Genomic DNA, 23220 nt, shown 5'->3' on the forward strand with positions numbered 1-23220 from the left:
ACACTCTTTACCTAAACGACCCAAATCCCAACAAGCCCGCCACCGGGTCGGCGCCGGCCGTGCCGGTCAGGGACCGCGCCCTGGCCGACCGGTACAACAGCTCGCCCAGCTGCTCGGCGGACGCGCCCTCCTCGGCGAAGTCGTGCACCGACTCGCGGCGCTCCAGGGCCTCGGACAGCGACATCTCGCGCAGTCCCGGCGCGTCCAGGTCCGGCCGGTACAACGGGAAGCGCGGGCCGTCCGGCGGCGGCTTCACCGCGGGCAGCGGCACCAGGTCCGCGCCCGAGAAGCCGGCGCCCACCGGGTCGTCGTGGCGGCCCAGCCGGCTGCGGGAGTGGAAGAGCAGGTCGTGGGGCGCCCAGGTGACCAGCGCCGGTTCGGTGTCCTCGGCGAAGCGGTCCGCGTCGTCGCCGTGGACGACCATGTCCGCCGCCACCAGGTACGCGATGACCTCGCTGACCAGCATCGGCGCCAGGTTGACCGCGCGGGCGACGTCCATCGTGGTGGTCGTGCGGCCGAGCGCGCCGACCACCCACGAGGCGATCGGGCGGTGCAGCACGACGCGGTGGTGCGACAGCGGCGACTCCAGCATCATCTCGCCCGACCGGTCCCGCAGGAACGCGAAGCGGGACAGGCGGATCGGCGTCGTGGGCGTGAGCTTCGGCAGCTCGAACCGCGCCTTCTGGGTCACCGGGGTGGCCGACAGCAGCGGGGTCGCCGAGTTGCGCAGGCCCAGCGAGCGGACGACGCAGCCGGGCAGGAGGCGGAACATCTCGCGCAGGTCGGCCCAGTCGAGGTCGGTCACGTTGGTGAGCGCGACCGGCCCGAGCGTCATCCGGTGCAGGCTGTCCACGATCGCGGCCACCGGTGCCTCGACGAACACCTCACCCCACCGGGTGAGGAGGTTCAGACCGTCCTCCACCGACTCGATGGCCACGTCCTCGCGGAACGACCAGAGCGGAATGCTCTGGTCGAGGAACAGGGCGCCGGAATCGATGTGCACTGTCGCTCCTCGGCGTGACTCGGGCCGCGCCGCGCAGTTGACACGAAAGGTGGCTATCATAGCGTACTTCCACTCCCCAGACGGCGGCGCTGGACTGTGCCTGGTACCAGGGTTGCGTCTGACTCGCATGAACGACAGTGCGCGCCTCACGGGCTCATCCTCTATTACTCATCACCCGGTTATGACGCCGTCACTATCGGCTGGCCACTCCCGCCGAATACCTTTGTCTTGTCCTGAAACCAATGATCGTCGCATCCCACTGGGGGCTGACCCGGCCGTTCGGCCCGGAAAGCGCGGCGGGTCCGGCGGATAGCGAGGTCGATATGATCGCGAAGTTGGACGCGCTGGCCGCGATGACACACGAGGAGAAACTCAACCTCCTCGCCGCGCTGCTGGAGACGACGGAAATCTCGGATCCGAAGGCGGCGGCGAGCCCGGAGCTCCTGACGCCCCGGACGTCGGCCGAGAACGTCATCTCCGAGCTGCGTTTCGAGTTGCTCGGGCCGCTGGTGATCCGGCACGGCAGCCGCGACGTGGCGCCGAGCGCGCCGAAGCTGCGGCTGATCCTCGCCACCCTGCTGTTCAACGCGAACAAGCCCGTCGGGGCGTCCGCCCTGATCAAGGAGCTGTGGGGGGACGACGCGCCACGCACCGCGCACGCGACCCTGCAGACCTACATGTTCAAGTTGCGCAGGCTCTTCCGGGTGGTGCTCGGGCTCTCGGTCGAGCACGTGACGAACGAGGTGCTGCAGACCTGCTCCGGCGGCTACATCCTGCGGGTCGACCCGCGCCAGCTCGACATCACCGAGTTCGAGCACCTGGTCACGGCCGGCAGCGCGGCCATGCACGCCGGCGACTACGAGCGCGCGGCCGACAGCCTGCGGCGCTCGCTCGCGCTGTGGCGCGGCACCGTCGTGCACCCGGGCCAGTGGGGCACCCAGCTGCGGGCGCAGGTCGCCCGCCTCGAGGAGCGCCGCTTCTACGCCCACACCACCAGGATCGACGCCGACCTGTGCCTCGGCCGGCACCGCGAGACGATCAGCGAGCTGGCCTCGCTCGTCGTCGAGCACCCGCTGCACGAGTCGGCGCACGCGATGCTGATGCTCGCGCTGTACCGCTCCGGCCGCACGTCCGCGGCGCTGGAGGTCTACATGCGCTTCCGCCAGCGCATGCTGCACGAGCTGGGCATCGAGCCCTCCGAACGGATACAGGGCCTGCACATGGCGCTGCTGTCCACCGCGCCGATCCTCGCCAACCGCTCCTTCACCTCGGACATGCTGCTGGACCGGCTGGCACGGGCCGTGCCGGCACGCAACAGGGACAGTTCCCAGCCGGTTACCGGTGGATGACCCACGCCTGCCTATATTCGAAGCCCTGAGGTGCCCCGGAAGGACGCTCGGTCGTCCCACGGGTGCGCTTCGGGGCCAGTGGCGTTTGCGACGCGCACGGAAACGGGGCCGACCCGTGCGGAGGGCGGCCCTCGTTCCAGTAGAACGTCATGCCCGCGCACAGTCAAGTCGTACTCAAGGCAACGTGAGCGATTCACGAGGCGGCAGTGAGCAATCCTTGAGCAGACGATGACCGGCTGCCTTGTTTGTAACCCCCCGGATGGCGCACCTTTGTGGTGAGCGGGAAACGCTCCCACTCCGCCCCACCGGAGTGGCGCCAAGGAGGCTCCCATGACCACCACCATGGCCGAGGTTCCCAACTTCGACGGCGTTCCACACGGCGCCCCGGTCGAGAACAGACCGTGAGGCCGCCATGTCGGAAGCACACTTAGACGCACTCCCGACCACTGTCGGCTCGTTCTCCTGCTACGTGTTCACCAGCGACGGACGGTTGCTGCTGACCATGCGGGGACACGCGAAGAAGACCTGGTCCGGCGTGTGGGCCAACTCCTGCTACGGGCATCCGGCTCCCGGCGAGACACTCCCCGAAGCGGTGTCCCGCACCCTGCGGGACGAGCTGGGGCTCACGGCGCGGGCGGAGCTGATCCTGCCTGCGTCCCGACACGGGATGCGCGCCGACGGCGTGCTCACCGGTGAGCTCTGCCCGGTCTACCGGGTGGTGACCGACGAGCCGCCGCGCCCGGACCCCGTCGAGGTCGGCGACTTCGAATGGGTCCGGTGGGCCGAGTTCGTCTACGCCGTCGCCACCGGTGACGTCACCGTGTCGCCGTGGTGTCCACCGCAGGTGAACGAGCTGTCCGCGCTGGGCGACGACCCGGTGCGCTGGCCGGTGGCCGACGTGGAGTTCCCGACCGCGGCCTGATGCCGTGCGAGTTCCTCCTGATTCAACCGATTCTTCGGGGGCTGCTCGGCCCTCGAACATTCCCGGCTCCGGGAAATGAGTTCCATCCGACCCCACGCGGAGATAATCATGTTTGTCACCCTGCAGGAAATCATGCCAGAGAACATGCGCCCGGCCACCGACGAGCTGACCGAGGTGTTAGCGCACCTCGGGTTCGACGCCGAGACGCTCGACATCGAGCTGGAGCTGGCGATCGACCAGTTCGACATGTGGACCAACCAGCGAGACGCCGTACTGCTCAACACCTGCGGCGACTACGACACGGACGAAGAGCCTGAGCGAGTGAAGTGATGAACGCGGGAACCGTGGCGGCGCCGCTGATCGGCTTCAAGCGGCACCTCCGTGCCGAGGTCGCGGCCGGCGAGGGAACGTACCTGTTCGCAGAGGACGGCGTGACAGTGCTGAAAGGCGCGAACGTCGAGGCACTGGCGGCGCTGCTCGACGGGACCCGCGACATCACGACCCTGTTGGGTGCCATGCCGGGAGGCATGGCACCGGAGCAGGTCGCCGGGCTGATCAGGAAGCTCGTCCAGGCCGGTCTGGTCGCACTGCGGCAGCCGGCCACCCACCACGCGGACGAGCACACCCTCGCCTACTGGGATGCGATCGGCGTCGACTCGGCGGCCGCCGTCGCCGGCACCACCGGACAGGCACTCCGTGTCATGACGGTCGGTGACGTCGACGGCCAGCCGGCGCTGGCGGCCGTGCGGGCCGCCGGTCTGACGGTGGCCGGTGAGCAGGACCCCGCCGCGCTGTCGGTGGTCCTGTGCGACGACTACCTCAACCCCCAGCTGGCCGAGGTCGACGCCCTGCACCGGCTGCAGGGCAGGCCCTGGCTGCTCGCGAAGCCGGCCGGTGTCAAGGTCTGGCTCGGTCCGGTCTTCCAACCGGCCGAGCCAGGTTGCTGGCACTGCCTTTCCGTGCGCCTGTGGAGCCACCGCAACGCGGAGGCCGTGGCACAGAGCGCGCTCGGCCGGCGCGGCCCCGCGCAGAGCCCCGCCGCCTCCATCCCCGCCCTGCGCAGCGCGGCACTCGGCATGGTCGCGCTCGAGGCGACCAAATGGCTCTCCGGTCACCGCCACCCGAACCAGCGCCGCGTGCTGACCTTCGACAGCCTCGAGCTGCGCGGTGAGCCGCACGAGCTGCGGCCCTACCCGCAGTGCGCCACGTGCGGCAACCCCGATCTCGTGCGGGAGCAGGCGCACCGCCCGGTCGTGCTGGCCTCGCGGCAGAAGGTCTCCTACAGCTCCGGGCACCGCGCCATGACGCCGGAGCAGGTGCTCGCGGACTACCGGCACCTGGTCAGCCCGGTGACCGGGATCGTGAAGGAGATCAGGCGCGACGACCGGGGACCGTCCTTCTTCAACTCCTTCCGCTCCGGCCCGAACATCGCGGCCCGGGTGAGCGGCGTCGACAGCCTGCGGGCCACCATGCGGCTCGAGAACGGCGGCAAGGGCGTCACCGCCGTGCACGCCGAGGCCAGCGCGCTGTGCGAGGCCGTCGAGCGCTACTCGGGCAACTTCTCCGGGCAGGAGGAGTGCGTCCGCGGCAGCCTGCACTCACTGGGTGAGACGGCGGTCGACCCCGCCTCCTGCCTGCTCTACGACCCTCGGCAGTACGCGGTGCGGTCGGAGTGGAACGCGCTGCACGGACCGTTCCAGCGGATCTGGGACCCGTTCGACGACGACGCGGTGATGGACTGGACACCGGTCTGGTCACTCACCCGGCACTGCCACCGGCTGCTGCCGACGGCCATGCTCTACTTCGGTACCCCCGTGGCGTCCGGGCACCGCTACCTGTCCGCCAACTCCAACGGCAACGCGGCGGGCAGCAGCATGGAGGACGCCGCCTTGCAGGGGCTGCTCGAGCTGATCGAGCGGGACGCGGTCGCGCTGTGGTGGTACAACCGGACCCCGCAGTCGGGAGTGGACCTCGACGCGTTCGGCGACCCGTGGCTCGACGAGCTGCGGGACGTGTACGCCAGGCTGGGGCGTGAGGTGTGGGTCATCGACCTCACCTCGGACTTCGGTGTCCCGGTGATGGCCGCGCTGACCCGGCGCCTCGACGGGGCGCGCGAGGAGATCATGTTCGGCTTCGGCGCGCACCTCGACCCGCGGCTCGCGCTGCGGCGGGCGCTCACCGAGCTGAACCAGCTGATGCCCCAGCTGCTCGCGGGACTCGGTGTCGGTGACCCGGACATGACCGGGTGGCTGGAGTCCGCGACGCTGGCCCGCGAGCCGTACCTGGCCGCCGACGCCTCGCGGCCGGCGCTGGTCCCGGGCGACTACGGCTACGTGCCGAGCGCGGACCTGCTGTCGGATCTGGTCATGCTGCAGGACAAGGTGGAGGACCTCGGCATGGAACTGCTCGTGCTCGACCAGACCCGGCCGGACGTCGGCATGCCGGTCGTCAAGGTGATCGTCCCGGGGATGCGGCACTTCTGGGCGCGGCTGGGGCCCGGGCGCCTGTACGACGTCCCGGTCCGGCTGGGCCGTCTGGCGCAGCCGACACCTTACAATCGGCTGAATCCCACGCCTATGTTCCTCTGAAGCATTGGTTGTTCACAGCCGGAGGGAACATGATCTCTGCGTATAATTCTCGCCTCGGGAAACTCGACGCGCCGACCCGCACGGTGCGTCGAGGGCGGTCGGTGCGGCGATAGCGAGGCGGGTATGACGTCGTCGGCACAGGAGAACCCGGACCGGTCAACGGTTCGGGACCCAGGCGACGACAGCGGCGCGCTGATCGCGCCCACCCTGGCAAGGGCGATCGTCGCGGTGGTGTTCTGCGGCTTCGGCGGCATCGCGGTGCTGTTCGTCCTGGAGGAGGGCAAGAGCACCGACATCGTGCTGGCCGTCGCCTGCCTGGCCGGCCTGCTCGCCCTCCAGTACTTCTACTTCTGCCGCCCCGATACGGATCTGCGTTCCCGACAGGCCTACGGGATGCTCGTCGCGCAGGCGTGCCTCGCGTACCTGCCGCTGTTCCTGTTCGGGCAGGCCTGGAACAGCCAGCCCGCGTTCCTGGCGGGCAGTGTGCTGCTGGTGTTGCCGCTGCCGGCGGCATGGCCGGTGTTCGCGGGCATCGTGGCGAGCACCGGCGTGGTGCGCTCGTTCTTCCCGGGCACGTGGGAGGACGTCCTCTACCTCCTGGTGAACACGGCGACGTCCGGCCTGTTCGTCTACGGCCTGACCCGGCTGGCGCGGCTCGTCGTCGCCCTGCACGAGGCACGCGACGAGCTCGCGAAGTCCACGGTCGCGCACGAGCGGCTGCGTTTCGCCCGCGACCTGCACGACCTGCTGGGCCTGAGCCTCTCGGCGATCGCGCCCAAGGGCGAGCTGGCGCTGCGGCTGGTGCGGAAGAACCCGGGCCGCGCCGAGCGGGAACTGTCGGAGATCCTGGAGATCTCCCGGCGCGCGCTCGCCGACGTGCGGGCCATCGCCCGCCTGTACCGCGAGATCTCCCTGAACGAGGAGACCACCACACTCGCCTCCATGCTCGCCGCGTCCAATGTGGATCTGCGGATCGACCTCGACCTGCGTGAACTGCCACCCCACATGCGCACCGCGCTGTCCGCGCTGCTGCGCGAGGGTATCGCCTATGTGCTGCGGCACCGGGAGGTCGAGCACTGCGAGATCATCGTGCGCCAGGACAACGGCTCGGTCTCGGTCGACATCGTCAACGACGAGACCGGCGCCGCTCCGACCGGCGACGGCGTCGACAACCTGCAGACGATGGTCTCGAGGATGGGCGGCGAGCTGTCCGTCGGCACGGATCCCGACGGGCGATTACATCTGCACGTGGGTGTTCCGGTGTCCGCACGATCACCGGAACGCCGGGCGGAGACCGCTACCGAGTCGAGGGAGTCCATCCCGCAGATGGCGACGAAGTTCGCCAACTGGCTCGCGGTGGCGGTCTTCTTCGGTAGTTTCGTGCAGGCGGTGATCCGTGTCCTGTGGGTTACCCAGGAGTTCTGGGACATCGCGCTGGTCACCGCGTACCTGACGGCCGCGCTCGTGCTCCAGCTGGCCTACTTCAGCCGGCCCGGCACCAGGCTGCGCTCGCCGGCGAGCTACCCGTTGCTCGCCCTGATGGCCGTGTTGGTGTTCCTTCCCTCCGCGCAGTTCCAGGACGCGTCGTGGACGGGCCTTCCCGGGTTCCTGGCCGGCAGCGCGTTGCTGGTGCTGCGGCCGGCGCTCGGCTGGAGCGTGTTCGCCGCGGTCGTCGGCGCGGTCCTCTGGAGCCAGCTCGGGTTCCTCGACACCTTCGTCCGGGCGCTCGGGCTACCGATCGTCACTCTCGATCTCGGCCTGATCACCTACGGTCTCACCTGGATGACGCGCACCGTGCGCCAGCTGCGGGCCACGCGGCGGGAGCTGGCGGAGGTGGCACTGGCCGAGACGCGGCTGCGCTTCGCCCGCGACCTGCACGACCTGCTGGGGCTGAGCCTGTCGGCAATCACGCTGAAGAGCGAGCTGGCGTACCGGTTGGTGCTGCTCGACCCCGACCGGGCCCGCACCGAGCTGACCGAGGTGCTGGAGATCTCCCGGCACGCGCTGGCGGACGTGCGGTCGGTGGCCAGCGGGTACCACCAGATGTCGCTGGAGGAGGAGTACCGGACGGCGGAGTCGCTGCTGACCACCGCGGGGCTTTCCGTGCTCATGGAGGTCGACTACGGGGACCTGCCGCCGGAGGTGAGCACGGTGCTGGCCACGGTGCTGCGCGAGGGGGTCACGAACGTCCTGCGGCACAGCAAGGGGGAGTGCTGCGTGATCACCATCCGTGCCGAGGACAGTGGCGCCCATCTGCAGGTGATCAACGACGGGGTCACCAAGCCGCCGGCGGACCGCGACCGGAACGGGTGGGGGAGCGGAATCCGCAACATGTCCGACCGGGTGGCGAGTTTGGGCGGGGCACTGACGGCCCGGTACGAGGGTGACGGGCGGTTCGCTCTTTGCGCGCGCATTCCGACCGCGCGTGTTTAATTCACGTTCTTCCGGTGAGCGGGTCAGAGAATTGTCGCTGGAATTGAGTCGGCGTGGGCTCGGGGTTCCATCGGAGTGGTCACCGTGTGACCATTGACGCGGGGAAATCAATCTCGTGAGGGGTTGGCGTGTGATGGAATTTCACTTACTTGGCTCATTGGAACTGGTCGACGACGGCGAGCGGGTGGAGTTGGGCGGGGGCGTGCAGCGCGCGGTCCTCGGCTATCTCCTGCTGCACGCCAACCAGGTAGTGCCCACCAGCCGGATGCTCCGTGCGTTGTGGGACGAGCACGCGCCGCTGACCGCGCGGAAGATGGTCCAGAACGCGGTGTCGGGTCTTCGGCGGACGCTCGCGGCGCACGGTCCGGGTGCTTCCCTCCACACGCACTCGCCCGGGTACCGGCTGCGCGTCGCACCGGGAGCCGTTGACATGCACGAGTTCCGGCGGCTCGTGGAGGAGGGGCGTGCCGCCATCGACGCCGGGGCGGTGCTCGACGGTGTCGGCCTGTTGCGTGCCGGGCTGGGGTTGTGGCGGGGGCGGGCGCTCGCCGACCTGGTGGAGCGGGGGACGATGTGGTCGGAGTTGGCCGCGGTCGAGAACGAGCGGTTGCTGGCGTTGGAGGACTGTTTCGAGGCGGAGTTGGGGTGTGGGCGGCATCGGGAGATCACGCCCGAGTTGGAGATACTGACCGAGGCGGAGCCGTTGCGGGAGCGGTTGTGCCGGCAGTTCATGCTGGCGTTGTACCGGTCCGGGCGGCAGGTTGACGCGTTGAGCGTGTACCGGCGGACGCGGGTGGCGCTCGTCGACGGTCTGGGAATCGAGCCGGGACCGGAGCTGCAGCAGTTGCAGCAGATGATCCTGGACCACGACCGCGCCATTCAGGCGCCGATGCTGATGGCGAGCCTTTCGTGAACAACGGCAACGGGTTCACCCGTCCGTCGATGGACGAACTCTAGTTCACACAGGGAATGCCGGCGGCCGTGATGGTCTGCTGCTCCGGCTGTTCCTGTGCCAGCTTCTGCACCGTCACCGAGCGGTCCGTCGTGCCCGGGTCGGACACGGTGCCCGGGCCGGACACCGTCCCCGACCCCGGGGTGACCGTGCTCGGGGCGGGGCCGTTCAGCAGGCTCTGGACGTAGGTGCGCACCTGCTCGGGGTCCACCTCCACCGCGCTGCCGTCGTACGGGGTGGACAGGTTGATGGTGCCCGTGGGGATCGTCGAGAACTCGATGTCGTCGGCGGTCAGGCTGGCCACCTGGGTCGCGAAGCTCATCAGGTTCCAGTTCCTGTCCAGAACCACCGACCTGGTCAGTGCGTCGACCAGTGCGCTGATCCGAGTCGGGGAGGCCAGTGTGCCCGAGCTGAACAGCTGGTGCGCCAGGCCGGCCAGGAACGCCTGCTGCCGCCGCACCCGGTCCAGGTCGCCGTTCTCCAGGCCGTGGCGTTGGCGGACGAACCTCAGCGCGTCCACGCCCTGCAGAACCTGTTCGCCCGCGGGGAAGTTCGCGCCGGAGTACTTGTCGTGCACCGGTTGGTTCAGGCAGACCGGGACGCCGCCCACCGCGCTGGTCAGTTCGCTGAAGCCGAACAGGTTGATCTCCGCGTAGTGGTCGATGGTGAGGCCCGTCAGGTTCTGGATCGTCGCTATCAGGTTCTTGCGGCCTGCCGTCGTCGACTCGCTCTCCACCGTTGCGTCGTCCGCGCCCGCGTTCCGCAGGCGGGTCGCCTCGGCGTTCTTCCCCCTGATGTACGCGGAGTTCAGCTTGTGGGTGCCGTAGCCGCCCGCGATGTCCACATAGGAGTCTCGGGGCAGTGACACCGCGAAGGCCTTCTTCGCCGGGTCCGCCGGGATGTGCACGACCATCATCGTGTCGGTGTTCTGCACGCCGTCCGCCTCACCGGCGTTCAGGGCGTCCAGCACCTCCCTCGGGAGGGGATTGCCCGCGTTGTCGGTGCGGGAGTCGAGGCCGACCAGCAGAATGGTCTGCGCCGTGCGCGGGAGGTCACGCGTCGTCGGCGGCTCGTCGCTCTTCGGGGCGGCTATCACGTCGTCGCGGACCACGTTGTCGTCCGCGGTGCGGTAGGTGTACCAGGCGAAGCCTATGGTCGCGACGACCGCGGCCGACAGGAGCGTGATCAGCGTCCTCCCCAGCCACGCCAGCATGTCAGAAACTCCCAGAACCGTTGGTTTATCCCGCTCGTTTTCGACGTTAGGCGCGTTTTGCGCCCGGGTGGCGACGGTTCTGTAACAGCCGTCCGGCAGCTGTGCCGCGGGCGCGTAACAGCGTGCTGTGGCAGCTCCGCCGCTGGCATGGTCTCCTTGGTGCGAAAGGAGGAACGGATGCGGAGAGTGCTCGTGCTGCTCTGCGGCGTCATGCTGCTCGGCGGCTGCGGCGTGCCGGGCGGCGTCGAGGTCGAAGGCAGGGCGAGCCAGGTCAGCCCGCCGCCGCCGACGTCCACCACGCCCAGCGGCACCCCCGCCTCCGCCGACGCCGTCGCCGTGCTGCGGGCGGACCCGCTGCTCAGCGACAAGGTCAAGAGCACCCTGGCACCCTGTGAGGACGGCTACTACCCAATCGGCGACCGGTACGTCGACCTCACCGGCGACGGCGTGGCCGAGCTCGTGGTGACGCTCTACCGCTGCCCGGAGGCCGAACAGATGCGCAAGGCCGCGCCGCAGGCGGGGGAACTCGCCTACGGCCTCTACGGCGTCGCGGCCTACATCTACGACCTGGCCACCACGCCGCCCTCCCGGCTGCTGGCCGTCGAGGACGGGCCCGTCGAGCTCTCGTCGTCCCAGAAGGACTCGCGGCAGCTGGTCCTCATCCGCAGCCGGTGGGGGCCGCGGGACGACCCGTGTTGCCCGACCGACCAGACAGTCGCGCTGTACCAGTGGGACGGCGCGAGGTTCATCGAGGTGAAGTAGCAGTGAGAGTTCTCCTCGTCGAGGACGACGACGTGATCCGCGAGGCGACCCAGCTCGCGTTGGAGCGCAACGGTTTCACCGTCGACGTGGCCGGCGACGGGCTGACCGGGCTCGACGCGTTCCGCGAGCACCAGCCGGACGTCGCGTTGCTCGACATCATGCTGCCCGGCATGAACGGCGTCTCGCTGTGCCGCCAGATCCGCGAGGAGAGCCCGACCCCGGTGATCATGATGTCCGCCCGCACGGACCCGGTCGACGTCGTGCTCGGTCTGGAGGCCGGCGCCGACGACTACGTCACGAAACCGTTCGACAGCACCGTGTTGGTGGCGCGCATCCGCGCGGTCGTGCGGCGGATGAGCCGGGCCGCGGTGCCGGTGGCGTCGGCCGGGAACGTCTTCGGCGACCTCGAGGTGGACCGCGACGCGCTGGAGGTGCGGCTCAGGGGCCGGCCGGTGGAGCTGACGCCGACCGAGCTGCGGTTGCTGCTGTGCTTCGTCGACTCGCCGGGCACCGTGCTGACCAGGGACGTGCTGCTGGAGCAGGTCTGGGACTACCAGTGGGGCGGCGACTCGCGGGTGGTGGACGTCCACGTGCAGCGCCTGCGCGCGAAGATCGGCCAGGACCTGATCGAGACCGTGCGGGGCTTCGGGTACAAGCTGCGGAACTCGTGAAGCTCTTCCCCCGGAGCCTGCGCTGGCGCCTGTCGGCCGTCATCGCGCTGGTGAGCGCCGTGCTGGCGGTGGCGCTGTCGCTGCTGGTGCGCACCGAGTTCAGCCGGGTCCAGCTGGCGGACGCGCGGCGTGTGCAGGACGAGCGGATCCAGCTGGTCGTGCGGGACTACGGCCTGACCGGCCGGGCCGCGCTGGGCGGCACGCTGGACGCGGGCGACCTGCCACGTGAGCTGCTCGCCGCCGTGCGCGGCGGCCGGCGGGCGACGTTCCTGGAACGCACCGCCAACGGCGCGTGGATCTGGGCCGCCGCGGAGACCGACGGGCACGTGCTGTCGCTGCGCAGCTCCTACACCGACCGCGACGACGCGTTGCGGCAGCTGGACAACGCGCTCATCCTGGGCTCGGCCGGCGTGCTGGTCCTCGCGTCGGTGCTGGGCGTGCTGCTGGGTGCCCGGCTGTCGAGGCGGCTGCGCCGGGCCGCGGTCGCGGCCCGCCGCGTGGCCGACGGGGACGCCACCCTGTCCGTGCGCGAGGAGATCGGTGCCCGCCCCCGCGACGAGACCACGGAGCTGGCCCAGGCGGTCGACGCGATGGCCGCCACGCTGCGGGCACGGCTGGCGGCCGAGCAACGCGTGACGGCCGACATCGCCCACGAGCTGCGCACCCCGGTGACCGGCCTGGTGACCGCGGCCGAGCTGCTGCCCCCGTCCCGCCCGGCGGAGCTGGTGCGCGACCGCGTCGGCGTGCTGCGGTCGCTGGTGGAGGACATCCTGGAGGTGGCCCGTTTGGACACCGCGACCGAACAGGCGGAGCTGGTCGCGGTGCCGCTGGGCGAGTTCGTGGCGCGCCGCGTGCCGTCGGCGCTGGTGTCGGACGCCGAGACCGTCCGCACCGACCCGCGGCGGCTCGAGCGGGTCCTGGTGAACCTCATGCAGAACGCGGAACGTCACGGCGCGCCGCCGGTCGTGGTGACCGTCGAGGGCCGGACGATCCGGGTGCGCGACCACGGCCCCGGTTTCCCCGCGGACCTGTTGCGGGAGGGCCCGAGCCGGTTCCGCACCGCCGACCCGAACAGGCTCGACGGTCACGGCCTCGGGTTGACCATCGCGGTGGCGCAGGCACGCGTCCTTTCGGCCGAACTCACCTTCGCCAACGCGGCTGATGGTGGAGCGGAGGTGACTGTGGGGCTACCGTCTTCGCCGTGACTGAGCGGAGCTTGCGGAGCGATCATGGTGTCTGAGCGGAGCTTGCGGAGCGATCATGATGTCTGAGGAGAGCTTGCGGAGCGATCATGGCGCCTGAGCGGAGCTTGCGGAGCTTGCGGAGCGATCATGGTGCCTGAGCGGGACGGGACATCAGCGGCGGTTCGGGACGAGCTGTTGGCGCAGCTGGAGTTCTACTGGGATCACAACCTGTGGCCGCGCCTGCGCGGGCTCACCGACGAGGAGTACTTCTGGGAGCCGGTGCCCGGGTGCTGGTCGGTGCGCAAGCGTGCGGACGGCACGTGGTCGATGGACTGGGAGTGGCCCACACCGGTGCCCGCGCCCGTGACCACCATCGCCTGGCGCCTGGCGCACCTGGGCATCCAGACCCTCGGCATCCGCGCGAGCGCCCTGTTCGGCGACGGCACCCTCACGGCCGAGACGGCCCGCTGGCCGACGACCGCCGCTGAGGCCCTGCGTGCCCTCGCCACCCACTACGAGCGCTGGCGCCGGGGCGTGCACACCTACGAGCCCGCGGACGAGGACTCCTTCATCACGCTGATCCTCCACATGAACCGCGAACTGATCCACTACGGCGCGGAGATCGGCCTGATGCGTGACCTGTACCGGACGGGCCGCCGGGTGCAGGCCCCGGCGAGCGCCGGATCCCAGTAGCTCGCGGCCGTGCGCGCACAGGAGGCGCCCGCGCGGGTACAACCGTCGTCGGGCGTCGCCGGTAGGGTGATCGGCTGGGTCCTGCTGGCGCCGGCAGTCGTCCTGACCGTGGTCACGCTCGTTGTGCCGACCGTGCGGACCTTCGTCACCAGCCTGCACGGGCACCGAGCCGACTCAGGCCTCCTCCGCGGCCGCCTCGGGCGCGTAGGGCAGCGACACACCGGGGTCGTTCCTGAGCAGCCGGACCAGCTTCGCGTTGACGCGCCGCTCCTGGCTTTTCAGCGGGTCAGCTGTGCCACCACGAAGCTCGCGGCCTGGCGGACCGCCTGCCGGGACTCGTCCGTGTGGTCGGCGACGTCGAAGCCGTGGTGGCCGTTCGGGACGTCGATCACGTGGACGGACACTCCGGAAGCCACCGCGTGGCTGAGGAAACGGTCCACCTCGGCCTGCACGTCGGGTTGTTCCTTGCCCACGCGCGTGATCACCAGCGGCCGGCCGGGGCGCAGCTGGTCGGTCGACGGTCCCAGCATCGGGTAGTTCAGCGCGAGGCAGCGCAACCACTGCGGTGACTCCGAGAACCACGGCCCCACCAGCAGCGCGCCGCCGGAGACCGCCCACAGCGCCACCCGCTCACCGTCCACCTCGTCGAGTTCGCGCACCGACTCGACGATCGCCGGCAGCGGCTCGCTCACCGCGGCCCAGTTCTCGACGTTGTGGTACGGCAGGTCGAGCACCACCGCGGCCACGCCCTGGCTCGCCAGCAAGCGGGCGTAGCCGGTGATCAGGGGCCACTGCCGCGGCCGGAAGGGATACGCGGCCGGCGACGGACCCGGCACGAGGATCGCGGCGGGCAGCGGCCCGGCGGCGCCGTCCGGTCGGTACACGTCGAAGCAGGCGTGCTCGGTCACCGTGCCCGGCGGCGGTACGTCCAGGACGAAGGTCATCTCGTGCGGAAGCCCCATTGTCATGCCCACATCATCGTGGAAGAACCGGCAACTGGTACGGGTTCTGGACGAACGCGCGCCGGCGTTCTTCAACGAACCTGGTATGACCTCTGCCGGTCCTCATCGTCCACTTGACCTCGCTGCCGTGATGCGCGGCCACACTCGAGACCTGCCCTGACCTCTGTCCGCACCGCCCACAACCCCTGCTGACGGGGCTCAGCGGGGGTCGTCGGTGAGGGTGTTGCCCGTCCAGATGGCGTGGGTGCACGCGATGCCGCTGCCGCCCTTCGGCCGCAGGACGTCGTAGATGTGCATGCGCGGGATCTTCTCCGACAGGCCCCAGCCGCTCGGCCACGTGATGATCCAGTCCATGTCCAGGTCCACCAGGAGACCGAGCATGCGCGCGATCGTCGGCTCGTCCAGGCGCTCGAACGCCTCATCCAGCAGCACCAGCCGCACCGGGGGCTGGTCGGCCGCCGTGCTCACCGCGTCGTAGAACGCCGATGCCGCCGCGAACAGGGTCACGTACGAGATCAGGCGGGTCTCGCCGGAGGACAGCTGGCGCATGCGGCGGGTACGGGGCGAGCCGTCCGGGCCGAGGTCCTTCACCCGCACCGTGAACCGGTACCACGTCCGGTAGTCCAGCGCCCTGGCGAGAACCTCGGCGTAGTCGCCGGAATGGCCGTCGCGTTCGGCGGTGATGCGGTCGGTCAGCGCGGTGCGCAGTGCCTCGTCCTGGCCCTCGCCGCGCTTGGCGAACGGGGTGCGGATCAGCGCCATCGCCTGGCGCATGTCCTCGTCCAGGTCCGGCGCCGGCTGCCAGTCCAGCTGGACGTGCACGCCCTGGCTCGACCGGGCCACGTCGAGGGTCTCGTTCATGCGGCGGCACAGGTCGTCCGCCACCTCCATCTGGGTGGCCAGCTTGTCCGCCAGGTCCCGCAGCATGAACGCGTCGAAGATCTGCTGGTACTCCTCAGACAGCAGGTCCCGTTGCGCGGCAAGGCGTTCGGCCACCTCACGCGCCGCAACCGCCACCGGTTGCGGGCCCTGCGCGCCGGTCACCGTGACCGTCAGTATCTCCGCCGACCGCTGGGCGATCACGTCGTGGCTGCCGGCCAGGGTGGACTGCAGCGTCTGGAGATTGCCGAGGACAGTGTCCTCCGAGACGCCGTCGCGTGCGTTGGCCATCAGGACCGTGTACGCCTCGGTCAGGTCCTCGGGCAGCGGCACCGGCACCGCCGCGGACCACACGCCGTCCGCCGCCAACGCGTCCAGGAACCGTTGCCGGGCAAGGGTCTCCCGCTCGGTCAGCTCCGCGGTCTTCGCCTGGCGGTTGTCGATCTGCGTCTGTGTCTTGCCCGCCTTCACCCGCGCGTCGGTGGCCTGCTGCCGCACCTCCGGCAGCCGCGCCCGCACCGAGGCCCGCTCCTCCTCGGCCGCGGACAGCTCGCGCTCCAGCTGCTCGGCCGCGCCGCCGATGGCCTTCACCCGCTCCTCGTACCCGGCCTGCTCGTGCACGTAGTCCAGGCACGCCCGGTCCGCGCCGGCCTGCACGTCCGCCAGCTCCGCGTCCGCCCGCGCGTGGTTGTCCAGGGCCTTGGTCAGGCTGTCGACGCCGCCCAGGCAGCGCTTGGTCAGCGCCGCCGCCAGCTGCTCGGCCGTGGACCTGGCCTCCAGCGCCGAGGCCCGCGCCAGCTGCAGCGACTCCGCCGCCGCGTCCAGGCCGGCCGCGCGCGCGTCGGTCAGCAGCGCGTCGTGCCGGGCCCGGTACCGGTCGGCCCGCCCCGCGTTCTTGTCCCGCAGCGAGAACGCCTTCTTGCTGGCGTCGTCCGCGGCCGCCGCGGCGGCCCGCAGCGTCACGTGCGCGGCCAGCACCTCGCGGTCGTCCGGGTACTCATCGAGGTGCCGCTCCCACGCCGCCGCGTGCTCCTGCGCCGCGGTCAGCGCCTTCGCCGCCAGCTCACGCTCGTCCGCCAGCCGCGCGAGCGAGGCGGCCAGGTCGCCGATTCGCTTGTGCCGCGTGGTTTCCCGGGCACCCGCGCCGACGAACTCCGCCGCCGGCTTGGTCATCGCGCCGGTCAGCACCCCGGCCCGCCACCGGCCGTCGAGCGAGATCGATAGGCCCGCCTCGGCGTCCAGACCCACCCTGGACAGCAGCCGCGTCACCAGCTCCGCCGACACCGGCGAGCCCGGCGGCACCGCCGGCACCAGCACGTCCGCCAGCGACGGCGAAACCGCCGGCCCGGCCACGATCGCGGTGAGGTCCCGGGACGCGGCGTCGGTCAGCGTGCCGTCGGCGGTCACCCACGCGTTCAGCAACCCGGACGACTCCAGCGCCGCCTCGCACCCCGCCCTGTCCGCCGCCGACAACGAAGGCGAGAAGTCGACAAGGCGGTAGAACGCCGCGCCGGCACCGGGCGATCGGTCCACATCGGACACCGGCAGTATCGGCTCCGGATCCACACCGGACTGCAGCGCCGCCAGCTCGGCGTCGGCCTCGGCCATCCGCTCGTCCAGCTCGTCCACCGCGCGCGCGGCCCGGTCTACCTCCGCGTGCAGCGCGGGCAGCCGGCCGCGCAGCCACGCGTGTGACCGTTCCGCCGCGCGGGCCGCCGCGTCCACGTCGGCTGCCAGCTCCGCGAGCGCGGGCGGCGCCAGCTCGGCTGTGGGAGTCACCGTTGCCAGCGGGCCGCAAGCCGACCACTGCAGTGCCGCCGAGTGCCATGTCGCCGCCACGTCCTCCAGCCGCTGCGCCGCCTCGTTGCGCCGGCCGACCGACTCGGTCGCCTCCAGCTGCGCCTCGCGCGCCTCGCGCTGCAGCCGGTCCACCTCGGACCGTTCGGTGTCCAGCTCGCGGGCCCGTTCCAGCAGCGTCAGCGTGACCGCGCACCGCTCCCGCAGCGCGGTCACCGCCTGCCCGGCCTGCTCGCCGGCCTGCTCCAGCGCGGCACGCAGCCAGTGCGGCGCGACGTCCGGCGGCGTGCGCCTGGTCGTCTCCTCCGGCTCCGCCTCGGGGTCCAGCGACGTGCGCACGGTCTCGACCAGCTCGGTCGCCGCCGCCTCCGGCACCGCCGGGACCGTCGGGCACAGCCGGGGATCCAGCCCGGCCTCCCGCATCCGCGACCGCACGGAGTCGGAGAGCTCGGCGGCCTGCGTGGTGTCGTCGGTGAACCGGGCCAGCTCGGTCACCACCGAGTCGACCAGCTGCTCGGTGTGCTCGCGCTGCGTGCGCAGCTGCTTGAGCGCGCTGACCGCGGCCTGCCGGGCCGCGGACACGACCCGCTTGCGGTCGGCCAGGTCCCGCACGCTGTCGTAGGCGGGGGAGGACTTCAGCGAGTCGATCTTCGCCTCGAGCGCCAGCTCCTGCTCCTCGAGCGTGGCGACCTCGACCTCGGCCGCCGCCGCGGCCTTCTCCTCGTCCATCAGCCGCGAGGTCAGCTTGGTGATCTCGGTGTGTGCGGCGGCGAGCTCCTTCGACGCGTCCACCGCGCGCCTGCCGGCCGAGCGCAGTGAGCTGTACGCGTAGCCGGCGTAGGACGCGAGGAACCGCTGCAACGCCGTGTCGGCCGCACCCAGCGTGCGGATGTTGTCGCGAATGGACTCCAGGTCCTCGAAGGACCGCGCCAGCTGCTCGACCACCGCCGGGTCCAGCGGCGGCAGCGAGTCCGACAGGATCTGCTCCAGCTGGCCCTCCAGGACCTTCAGGCCCACGTCCGGGTTGCGCAGGGTGCGTTGCAGGTGCAGGAGGTCGGCGTAGCGGACCGCCGGGATGCCGTACACCAGCTCGGCGATCCTGGCCCGGAACGGCCCCTCGTCGTGCAGGCAGTCCGCGCCGAGCAGGTCGCGCAGCTGGGTCGCGCTGACCGGCGTGCCGTCGGTGACCAGCGGGAAGTCCTCGCCGACGCGCCGGTCCGTGACGAACCGCCACGAGTCGCCGATCGCCTGGGAGTTGGCCGACGCCTTGATGCCGATGCCGCTGGTCAGGAACTCCTCGCGTGCCGCGCCGTCGTCACCGACCGTGCGGCGCAGCTCGATCCACGCGTAGCCGATGCGGTTGGGGCCGCCGGTGTAGTCGTCGAGCATGAGCCGGCGCATGCTGACCGTGTCGTAGCCCTTGGAGCCGATCTGCCGCAGGTCGCCGTCGAGGCACAGGGGCAGCAGCAGCTCCAGCGTGCGGGACTTGCCGGAACCGTTGGTGCCCTGGAAGATCGCCCGCCCGCCGGACAGGTCGAACTCCTCGACCGCGTACTGCCACACGTTGACGATGCCGCCACGGTGCAGTTTCCAGCGGGTCGGTCGCGCCTCGTTCATCCCACTTCCCCCTCATGATCGAAGAGCGACCAGCCCGGCTCGGGTTCGAGCACGGGCTCGCCGTCCGTCGATGCGGCGTGCCGTGGCGCCCCGTCCGGTTCGGGCGCCCAGCGGTGCGCGGCCGGGCTCAGCAGCCAGACCCCGTCCGCCCGTCTCGCCAAACCCAGTGACAGCAACAGGTGCAGCACGTCGTCGGCGAGCTTCGGCAGGCTCGCGACCATCAGCTTCGACCACGCCGCCGGGTAGGCGTCGACCAGCTCGTCGCACACGGTCGTGACCTGCTCGACAGTCACGGCCACCCAGCCGTCCCCGTCTCCTCGTCGCGGCTCGCCGGCCCGCAGCAGCTCGGGCAGGGCCAGCAGCGCGACCCGCGCGACCGTCGACTGGCCGGGGAAGGACACGTCGGTGAGGTAGTCCTCCGGATCGGTGACCGCGATGCCCTCCAGCCGCACCTCGGTGACCAGCCCGAAGCACCGCTCGATGAGCCGGGACTCCTGGCGGGCCCGCTTGCGCAGCCACGCCGCCTCGTCGGCGGAGAGGTCCGCGTAGTGGGTGAGCGGGTTCTCGACGAGCCTGCGCCGCAACGCGTGCTCGACGCCGCGCGGCCCCGGCCGGGCGGCCAGCGTGATCAGCTCGCTCGGCGTGGTGGCGACGCCGAGTGGACCCGCGACGAGCTGGCCGAGGAGCGTGGTGTCGATGGTGAGCAGGGCCTCTTCGTCGCCGGAGACGGTGCCCTCGGTCTCGCTGAGCACGCCGAGCGCGACGAGGTGGCGGAGCGCGGACGCGATGGCCCGCAGCTCGCCGAGGTCCTCGGACACCTCGATGCCGGCCTGGGTGGCGGCCGACCGGATGTCGGTGACCAGGCGCGACAGCAGGGTCTGCTGGCCGATGCCGGTGAGCGAGGCGAGGCACAGCGCCAGGTAGGCGTAGGCGCGCGGGGTCAGCGACGGCTCGCCGCGCGTCGGGTCGTGGCCCGGCCCGGCCTTGTACAGCCGGGCGAAGCGGCGCTCGACGACCAGCCGGTAGCCGAGCACCCCGGCGAACAGCTCGGCGAGGGTGGTGCGGTGCCGGTAGATCAGTGGGAGCAGGTCGCTCTCCGGGCCGCCGACCCGCAGCAGCGGCCGCCTGAGCAACACGCGGGCGCAGCGGACCACGTCGGCCTGGTCGATCTCACTGAGTTTGTCGAGAACGTCCGCGCTCATGGCGCGCTCCGCCGGGTGCTCATGCGGTACCCGTACTGAACTCGACGGTCGTGTCCATCAGCTCCAGCCTGCCGCCGGCGGTGTGGATCACCGCGGTCTGCTCGCGGGCCGGCCGGAGGCGGAGGGTGAGCCCGCCCACCGGGTCGACCGCCTCACCCTCGTCGGAGGCGCGCTCGCGCTGGGCCATCGCGTCGGTGAGCAGACCGCACAGCGTGCCGAGCGCGTCGGCGGACAGTGTTATCTGGTTGAGCCGGCCGCCGGCCGTGGCCAGCTCGGCGACCGCGGCCGCGTGCCGCGCGTCGGCGTTGCGCGCCTCGGCCAGCAGTTGCTCGCGGCCGAGTGGGTTGTCGAGGATGCGGGACGTGCGACCCCTGGTCCGCTCGCCGCGGCTGCGCACGGTGACCAGCACGTCGACGACCGGCCCGTCCGCCCACGGCGTCTGCTCGTCGTCGCCGCTGTCGTGCTCGGGCGCGGGGGAGAGGTGCCGCGCGGAGTGCAACCCGAACGCGGCGGCCGCGAGCGTGTGCGCCTGGTCCTGGGTGGACTCGTCGAACCACTTGGCCAGCTGGAGCAGCTCGGCCCGCCGGCCGGGCTCCGGTCCGCCGCCGGAGGTGGCCCGCTTGACGGTGGCGAGCAGGGTCCCGATGGCCCGGGCCGTTGCTTCCCGCAGGGCCGTGACCTGCGACGGTCGGCCCGACCGGTCGACGAACCAGTCCGTCAGCTCCCGCCAGTCGGCGGCCGCGCGGCCCCGCGCCCGCTCGACGTCCCGCCCGAGCGAGCCGTTGGGGGTGAGGAGCCGCAGGAGGTGGGTGGTGGCCCCGGCGAACTCCTCGCGCGTGAGGATCTCGGCGATGGTGGGGGTGTAGCGCAGGACGTCCTCGACGACCATCTGGATGTACTCGACGAGCAGGTTGCGGAACCCGGAGATCTCGTCGGCGGCCAGGTGATAGCGCGTGACGACCTGGCCGAGGTAGGCGTAGAAGTCGCGGACGGTGGCGGCCAGCTCGCCGTGCTGCAGGAACAGGGTGGTGACCTGCTCGGCGAGCCGCTCCACCGCCTTCTGGGCGGCGTCTCCGCTCGGGTCCTTCTGATGCTCGTAGCTGGCACGCGAGAGCCGGACCAGCAGCTCGTCGAGGCCGGCGGCGATGGCCGGCAGGAGCTCCCGGGAGACCTCCCGCGCGCCCTCGGTGGTGCGGAGCAGCTCGTCCACGTCCCGCTGGACGCGGACGCCGAGCTTGCTGACCTGGTAGCGGACGCTCCCGTGCTGGAACTCGGCGATGCTGGACGCCACGACCTCGCGCCGCCCCGCGACCAGGTTCCCCCACTCGACGAGCTGCTTGAGCCGGGTGATGACGTTCTCGACCCGCGACTCCCCGGGCGCGATGTCGCCCCTTCTCTCGGCAGGGGTGAGCGCCGCCGACACCTCACCCGCGGAGAGGTCCGCGAGCAGTGTCGACGCGAACAGCCGCATGATCCACAGGTAGGTGCGCCGGTGCTCGCGCGCGTCCAGGTAGGCGTACAGCTTGAGCCGGCGCGCCTCGTCCGCCGCCAGATCGGCGGGAGCGTCCGATGCCATGGTCGGTCACCCTACCCGCGCCTCCCGACAGAAACGGCCGCCTGGCCCCACCCGCATGGGCGACATCACGCCAAATCTTCCGTTCGTTCACCATCGAGTGAATTACCCCGCAGCCGCCTGACCAGCGGCTCCTCCCCCCGTATCGTGAACCCATGTTCGAAATCCACCGCTCCCCACTGGTCACCGTCCTCCGCTCCGGCTGGCGGCTGCTCAGACGCCGTCCACGCAGCTGGCCCCGACCGTCACCACGGCACCCGGCCGTCGCGTGCGTACCTCCCCTCGCCGTAGAACTGGCCCGTGCCGCTCTCCCCGAGGATCACCCGGACCGGCAGGTCGGCGCCGTCCTCGACCGTTCCGACGCCGTCGCCGGGGGCGAACCCGTTGAGGTCCGTCGCGATCAGGCCGGGGTGGACGGAGTTCACGCGGACCGGCGCGAGTGCCCTGGCGTACAGCAGGGTCAGCGCGTTGAGCGCGGCCTTCGACGAGCTGTACGCCAGCAGCTGCCGGTCCGGTACCCGGCCTGCCGAACCGAGCACCGACAGCGAGCCGAGCTGGCTCGCCATGTTGACGATCCGCCCGGCCGGCGAGCGCCGCAGCAGGGGTACGCACGCGCGGGTCACCGCCACCACGCCGAACACGTTCACCTCGTACGCCGCGCGCATCTGCGCCGCCGTGACCTCCGGTGCCGGGGTGCCCCACTCGACGGCCACGGCCGCGTTGTTCACGAGCACGTCCAACGACTCGATGCCCGCGACGGCCGAGGCCACCTGCTCCTCGTCGGTCACGTCGAGCTGGACGAACCGCGCGCCGACCGCGTCCGCGGCCTCCCGTCCGCGCACGGCGTCGCGGGCGCCCAGGTACACGGTCATGCCCGCCGCGACGAGCCGGCGAGCGATCTCCCGGCCGATTCCCTTGTTCGCGCCGGTTACCAGTGCTGTTTCCACGCACCCAGCTCACCAGCGAACGGCGAGCAGAGGGAAGGACCATCTCGGTCTGGAGTTATACCCTGCCGGTATGGAGATCCGGGAGCTGACGTACTTCCGCGCCGTCGCCGAGGAGCTGAACTTCTCGCGCGCCGCGGAACGGCTCGGCATCGCCCAACCACCGCTCTCCCGGGCGATCAGCCAACTGGAACGCCGACTCGGCGTCCGGCTGTTCGACCGCGACACCCGACAGGTGTCACTCACCCCGGCGGGCGAGGTGCTGCTGACCGAGGCCATACACGTGCTGGACGCCGTCACCGCGGCGACACACCGCACCCAACGCGCGGGCGGTTCGCTTGTGGTGACGGCAAAACCGGGCCTCGCGTCAACCCTGCTGCGGCAGATCGTGGCCGCGTACGAGGGCCAGCTGACGGTGTTGGTCAGCGGCTTCGGCGAACAAACCACCCTGATACGCACGGGCCGCGCGGACGTGG

General features: G+C 71.1%; 18 protein-coding genes. 11 read left to right on the top strand and 7 right to left on the bottom strand.

Going from position 1 to position 23220, the window contains the following annotated elements; genetic code table 11:
- Positions 1 to 7: 7 nt before the first annotated feature.
- Entirely contained in the window at positions 8 to 1003 is a 996-nt protein-coding gene (locus ACJ73U_RS28990) for a hypothetical protein (RefSeq protein ID WP_407780900.1), read from the bottom strand.
- 323 nt (positions 1004 to 1326) lie between these two features.
- On the opposite strand from ACJ73U_RS28990, the gene ACJ73U_RS28995 reads away from it, so the two are divergent.
- The 6 genes from ACJ73U_RS28995 to ACJ73U_RS29020 all read left to right on the top strand — a co-directional run bounded on the left by ACJ73U_RS28995 (position 1327) and on the right by ACJ73U_RS29020 (position 9208).
- Positions 1327 to 2352: a BTAD domain-containing putative transcriptional regulator gene (locus tag ACJ73U_RS28995; RefSeq protein ID WP_407780901.1), complete on the top strand. Its 1026-nt coding sequence runs from the start codon at positions 1327 to 1329 to the stop codon at positions 2350 to 2352.
- A 412-nt stretch (positions 2353 to 2764) separates the two neighbouring features.
- On the top strand, positions 2765 to 3274 hold the full coding sequence (gene idi / locus ACJ73U_RS29000; protein WP_407780902.1) for an isopentenyl-diphosphate Delta-isomerase: 510 nt from the start codon (positions 2765 to 2767) through the stop codon (positions 3272 to 3274).
- Positions 3275 to 3382: 108 nt separating this feature from the next.
- Complete coding sequence (locus ACJ73U_RS29005; RefSeq protein ID WP_407780903.1) at positions 3383 to 3604, top strand: hypothetical protein; 222 nt, start codon at positions 3383 to 3385, stop codon at positions 3602 to 3604.
- Positions 3604 to 5862: a TOMM precursor leader peptide-binding protein gene (locus tag ACJ73U_RS29010; RefSeq protein WP_407780904.1), complete on the top strand. Its 2259-nt coding sequence runs from the start codon at positions 3604 to 3606 to the stop codon at positions 5860 to 5862. The genes ACJ73U_RS29005 and ACJ73U_RS29010 overlap by 1 nt, the downstream gene beginning before the upstream one ends.
- 123 nt (positions 5863 to 5985) lie before the next feature.
- Positions 5986 to 8295: a sensor histidine kinase gene (locus ACJ73U_RS29015; protein ID WP_407780905.1), complete on the top strand. Its 2310-nt coding sequence runs from the start codon at positions 5986 to 5988 to the stop codon at positions 8293 to 8295.
- Positions 8296 to 8452: 157 nt separating this feature from the next.
- Positions 8453 to 9208, top strand: coding sequence for a BTAD domain-containing putative transcriptional regulator (locus ACJ73U_RS29020; protein ID WP_407780906.1), 756 nt, complete (start codon positions 8453 to 8455; stop codon positions 9206 to 9208).
- Between the two features lie 40 nt (positions 9209 to 9248).
- Here ACJ73U_RS29020 and ACJ73U_RS29025 read toward each other — a convergent pair whose 3' ends face one another.
- Complete coding sequence (locus tag ACJ73U_RS29025) at positions 9249 to 10460, bottom strand: LCP family protein (protein ID WP_407780907.1); 1212 nt, start codon at positions 10458 to 10460, stop codon at positions 9249 to 9251.
- Positions 10461 to 10637: 177 nt separating this feature from the next.
- Between ACJ73U_RS29025 and ACJ73U_RS29030 the strand changes: the two genes are divergently transcribed.
- The 4 genes from ACJ73U_RS29030 to ACJ73U_RS29045 all read left to right on the top strand — a co-directional run bounded on the left by ACJ73U_RS29030 (position 10638) and on the right by ACJ73U_RS29045 (position 13770).
- Complete coding sequence (locus ACJ73U_RS29030; RefSeq protein ID WP_407780908.1) at positions 10638 to 11222, top strand: hypothetical protein; 585 nt, start codon at positions 10638 to 10640, stop codon at positions 11220 to 11222.
- A gap of 2 nt (positions 11223 to 11224) precedes the next feature.
- A complete protein-coding gene (cseB, locus tag ACJ73U_RS29035; RefSeq protein WP_407780909.1) occupies positions 11225 to 11893 on the top strand; it encodes a two-component system response regulator CseB in 669 nt (222 codons plus the stop codon).
- A complete protein-coding gene (locus ACJ73U_RS29040) occupies positions 11890 to 13098 on the top strand; it encodes a sensor histidine kinase (RefSeq protein WP_407780910.1) in 1209 nt (402 codons plus the stop codon). The genes cseB and ACJ73U_RS29040 overlap by 4 nt, the downstream gene beginning before the upstream one ends.
- 126 nt (positions 13099 to 13224) lie before the next feature.
- Complete coding sequence (locus ACJ73U_RS29045) at positions 13225 to 13770, top strand: DinB family protein (RefSeq protein WP_407780911.1); 546 nt, start codon at positions 13225 to 13227, stop codon at positions 13768 to 13770.
- A gap of 278 nt (positions 13771 to 14048) precedes the next feature.
- On the opposite strand, the gene ACJ73U_RS29050 is transcribed toward ACJ73U_RS29045, so the two are convergent.
- From ACJ73U_RS29050 to ACJ73U_RS29070, 5 genes are all read right to left on the bottom strand, one after another.
- The gene (locus tag ACJ73U_RS29050; RefSeq protein ID WP_407780912.1) at positions 14049 to 14738 is read right to left on the bottom strand and encodes an alpha/beta hydrolase; all 690 of its coding nucleotides are present in this window, start codon (positions 14736 to 14738) and stop codon (positions 14049 to 14051) included.
- Positions 14739 to 14930: 192 nt separating this feature from the next.
- Entirely contained in the window at positions 14931 to 19025 is a 4095-nt protein-coding gene (locus ACJ73U_RS29055) for a TIGR02680 family protein (RefSeq protein WP_407780913.1), read from the bottom strand.
- Positions 19022 to 20227 (bottom strand): TIGR02678 family protein, encoded by a 1206-nt coding sequence (locus ACJ73U_RS29060; protein WP_407780914.1) that lies wholly within the window; start codon positions 20225 to 20227, stop codon positions 19022 to 19024. The genes ACJ73U_RS29055 and ACJ73U_RS29060 overlap by 4 nt, the downstream gene beginning before the upstream one ends.
- A 19-nt stretch (positions 20228 to 20246) precedes the next feature.
- Positions 20247 to 21803 (bottom strand): TIGR02677 family protein, encoded by a 1557-nt coding sequence (locus tag ACJ73U_RS29065; RefSeq protein WP_407780915.1) that lies wholly within the window; start codon positions 21801 to 21803, stop codon positions 20247 to 20249.
- A gap of 242 nt (positions 21804 to 22045) precedes the next feature.
- Complete coding sequence (locus ACJ73U_RS29070) at positions 22046 to 22747, bottom strand: SDR family NAD(P)-dependent oxidoreductase (protein WP_407780916.1); 702 nt, start codon at positions 22745 to 22747, stop codon at positions 22046 to 22048.
- A gap of 70 nt (positions 22748 to 22817) precedes the next feature.
- On the opposite strand from ACJ73U_RS29070, the gene ACJ73U_RS29075 reads away from it, so the two are divergent.
- Positions 22818 to 23220: LysR family transcriptional regulator (locus ACJ73U_RS29075; RefSeq protein ID WP_407780917.1), on the top strand; the 403-nt coding region annotated here is incomplete at its 3' end.

This window comes from Actinophytocola sp., assembly GCF_045807065.1.
In the GTDB taxonomy this organism is placed as follows: domain Bacteria; phylum Actinomycetota; class Actinomycetes; order Mycobacteriales; family Pseudonocardiaceae; genus Actinophytocola.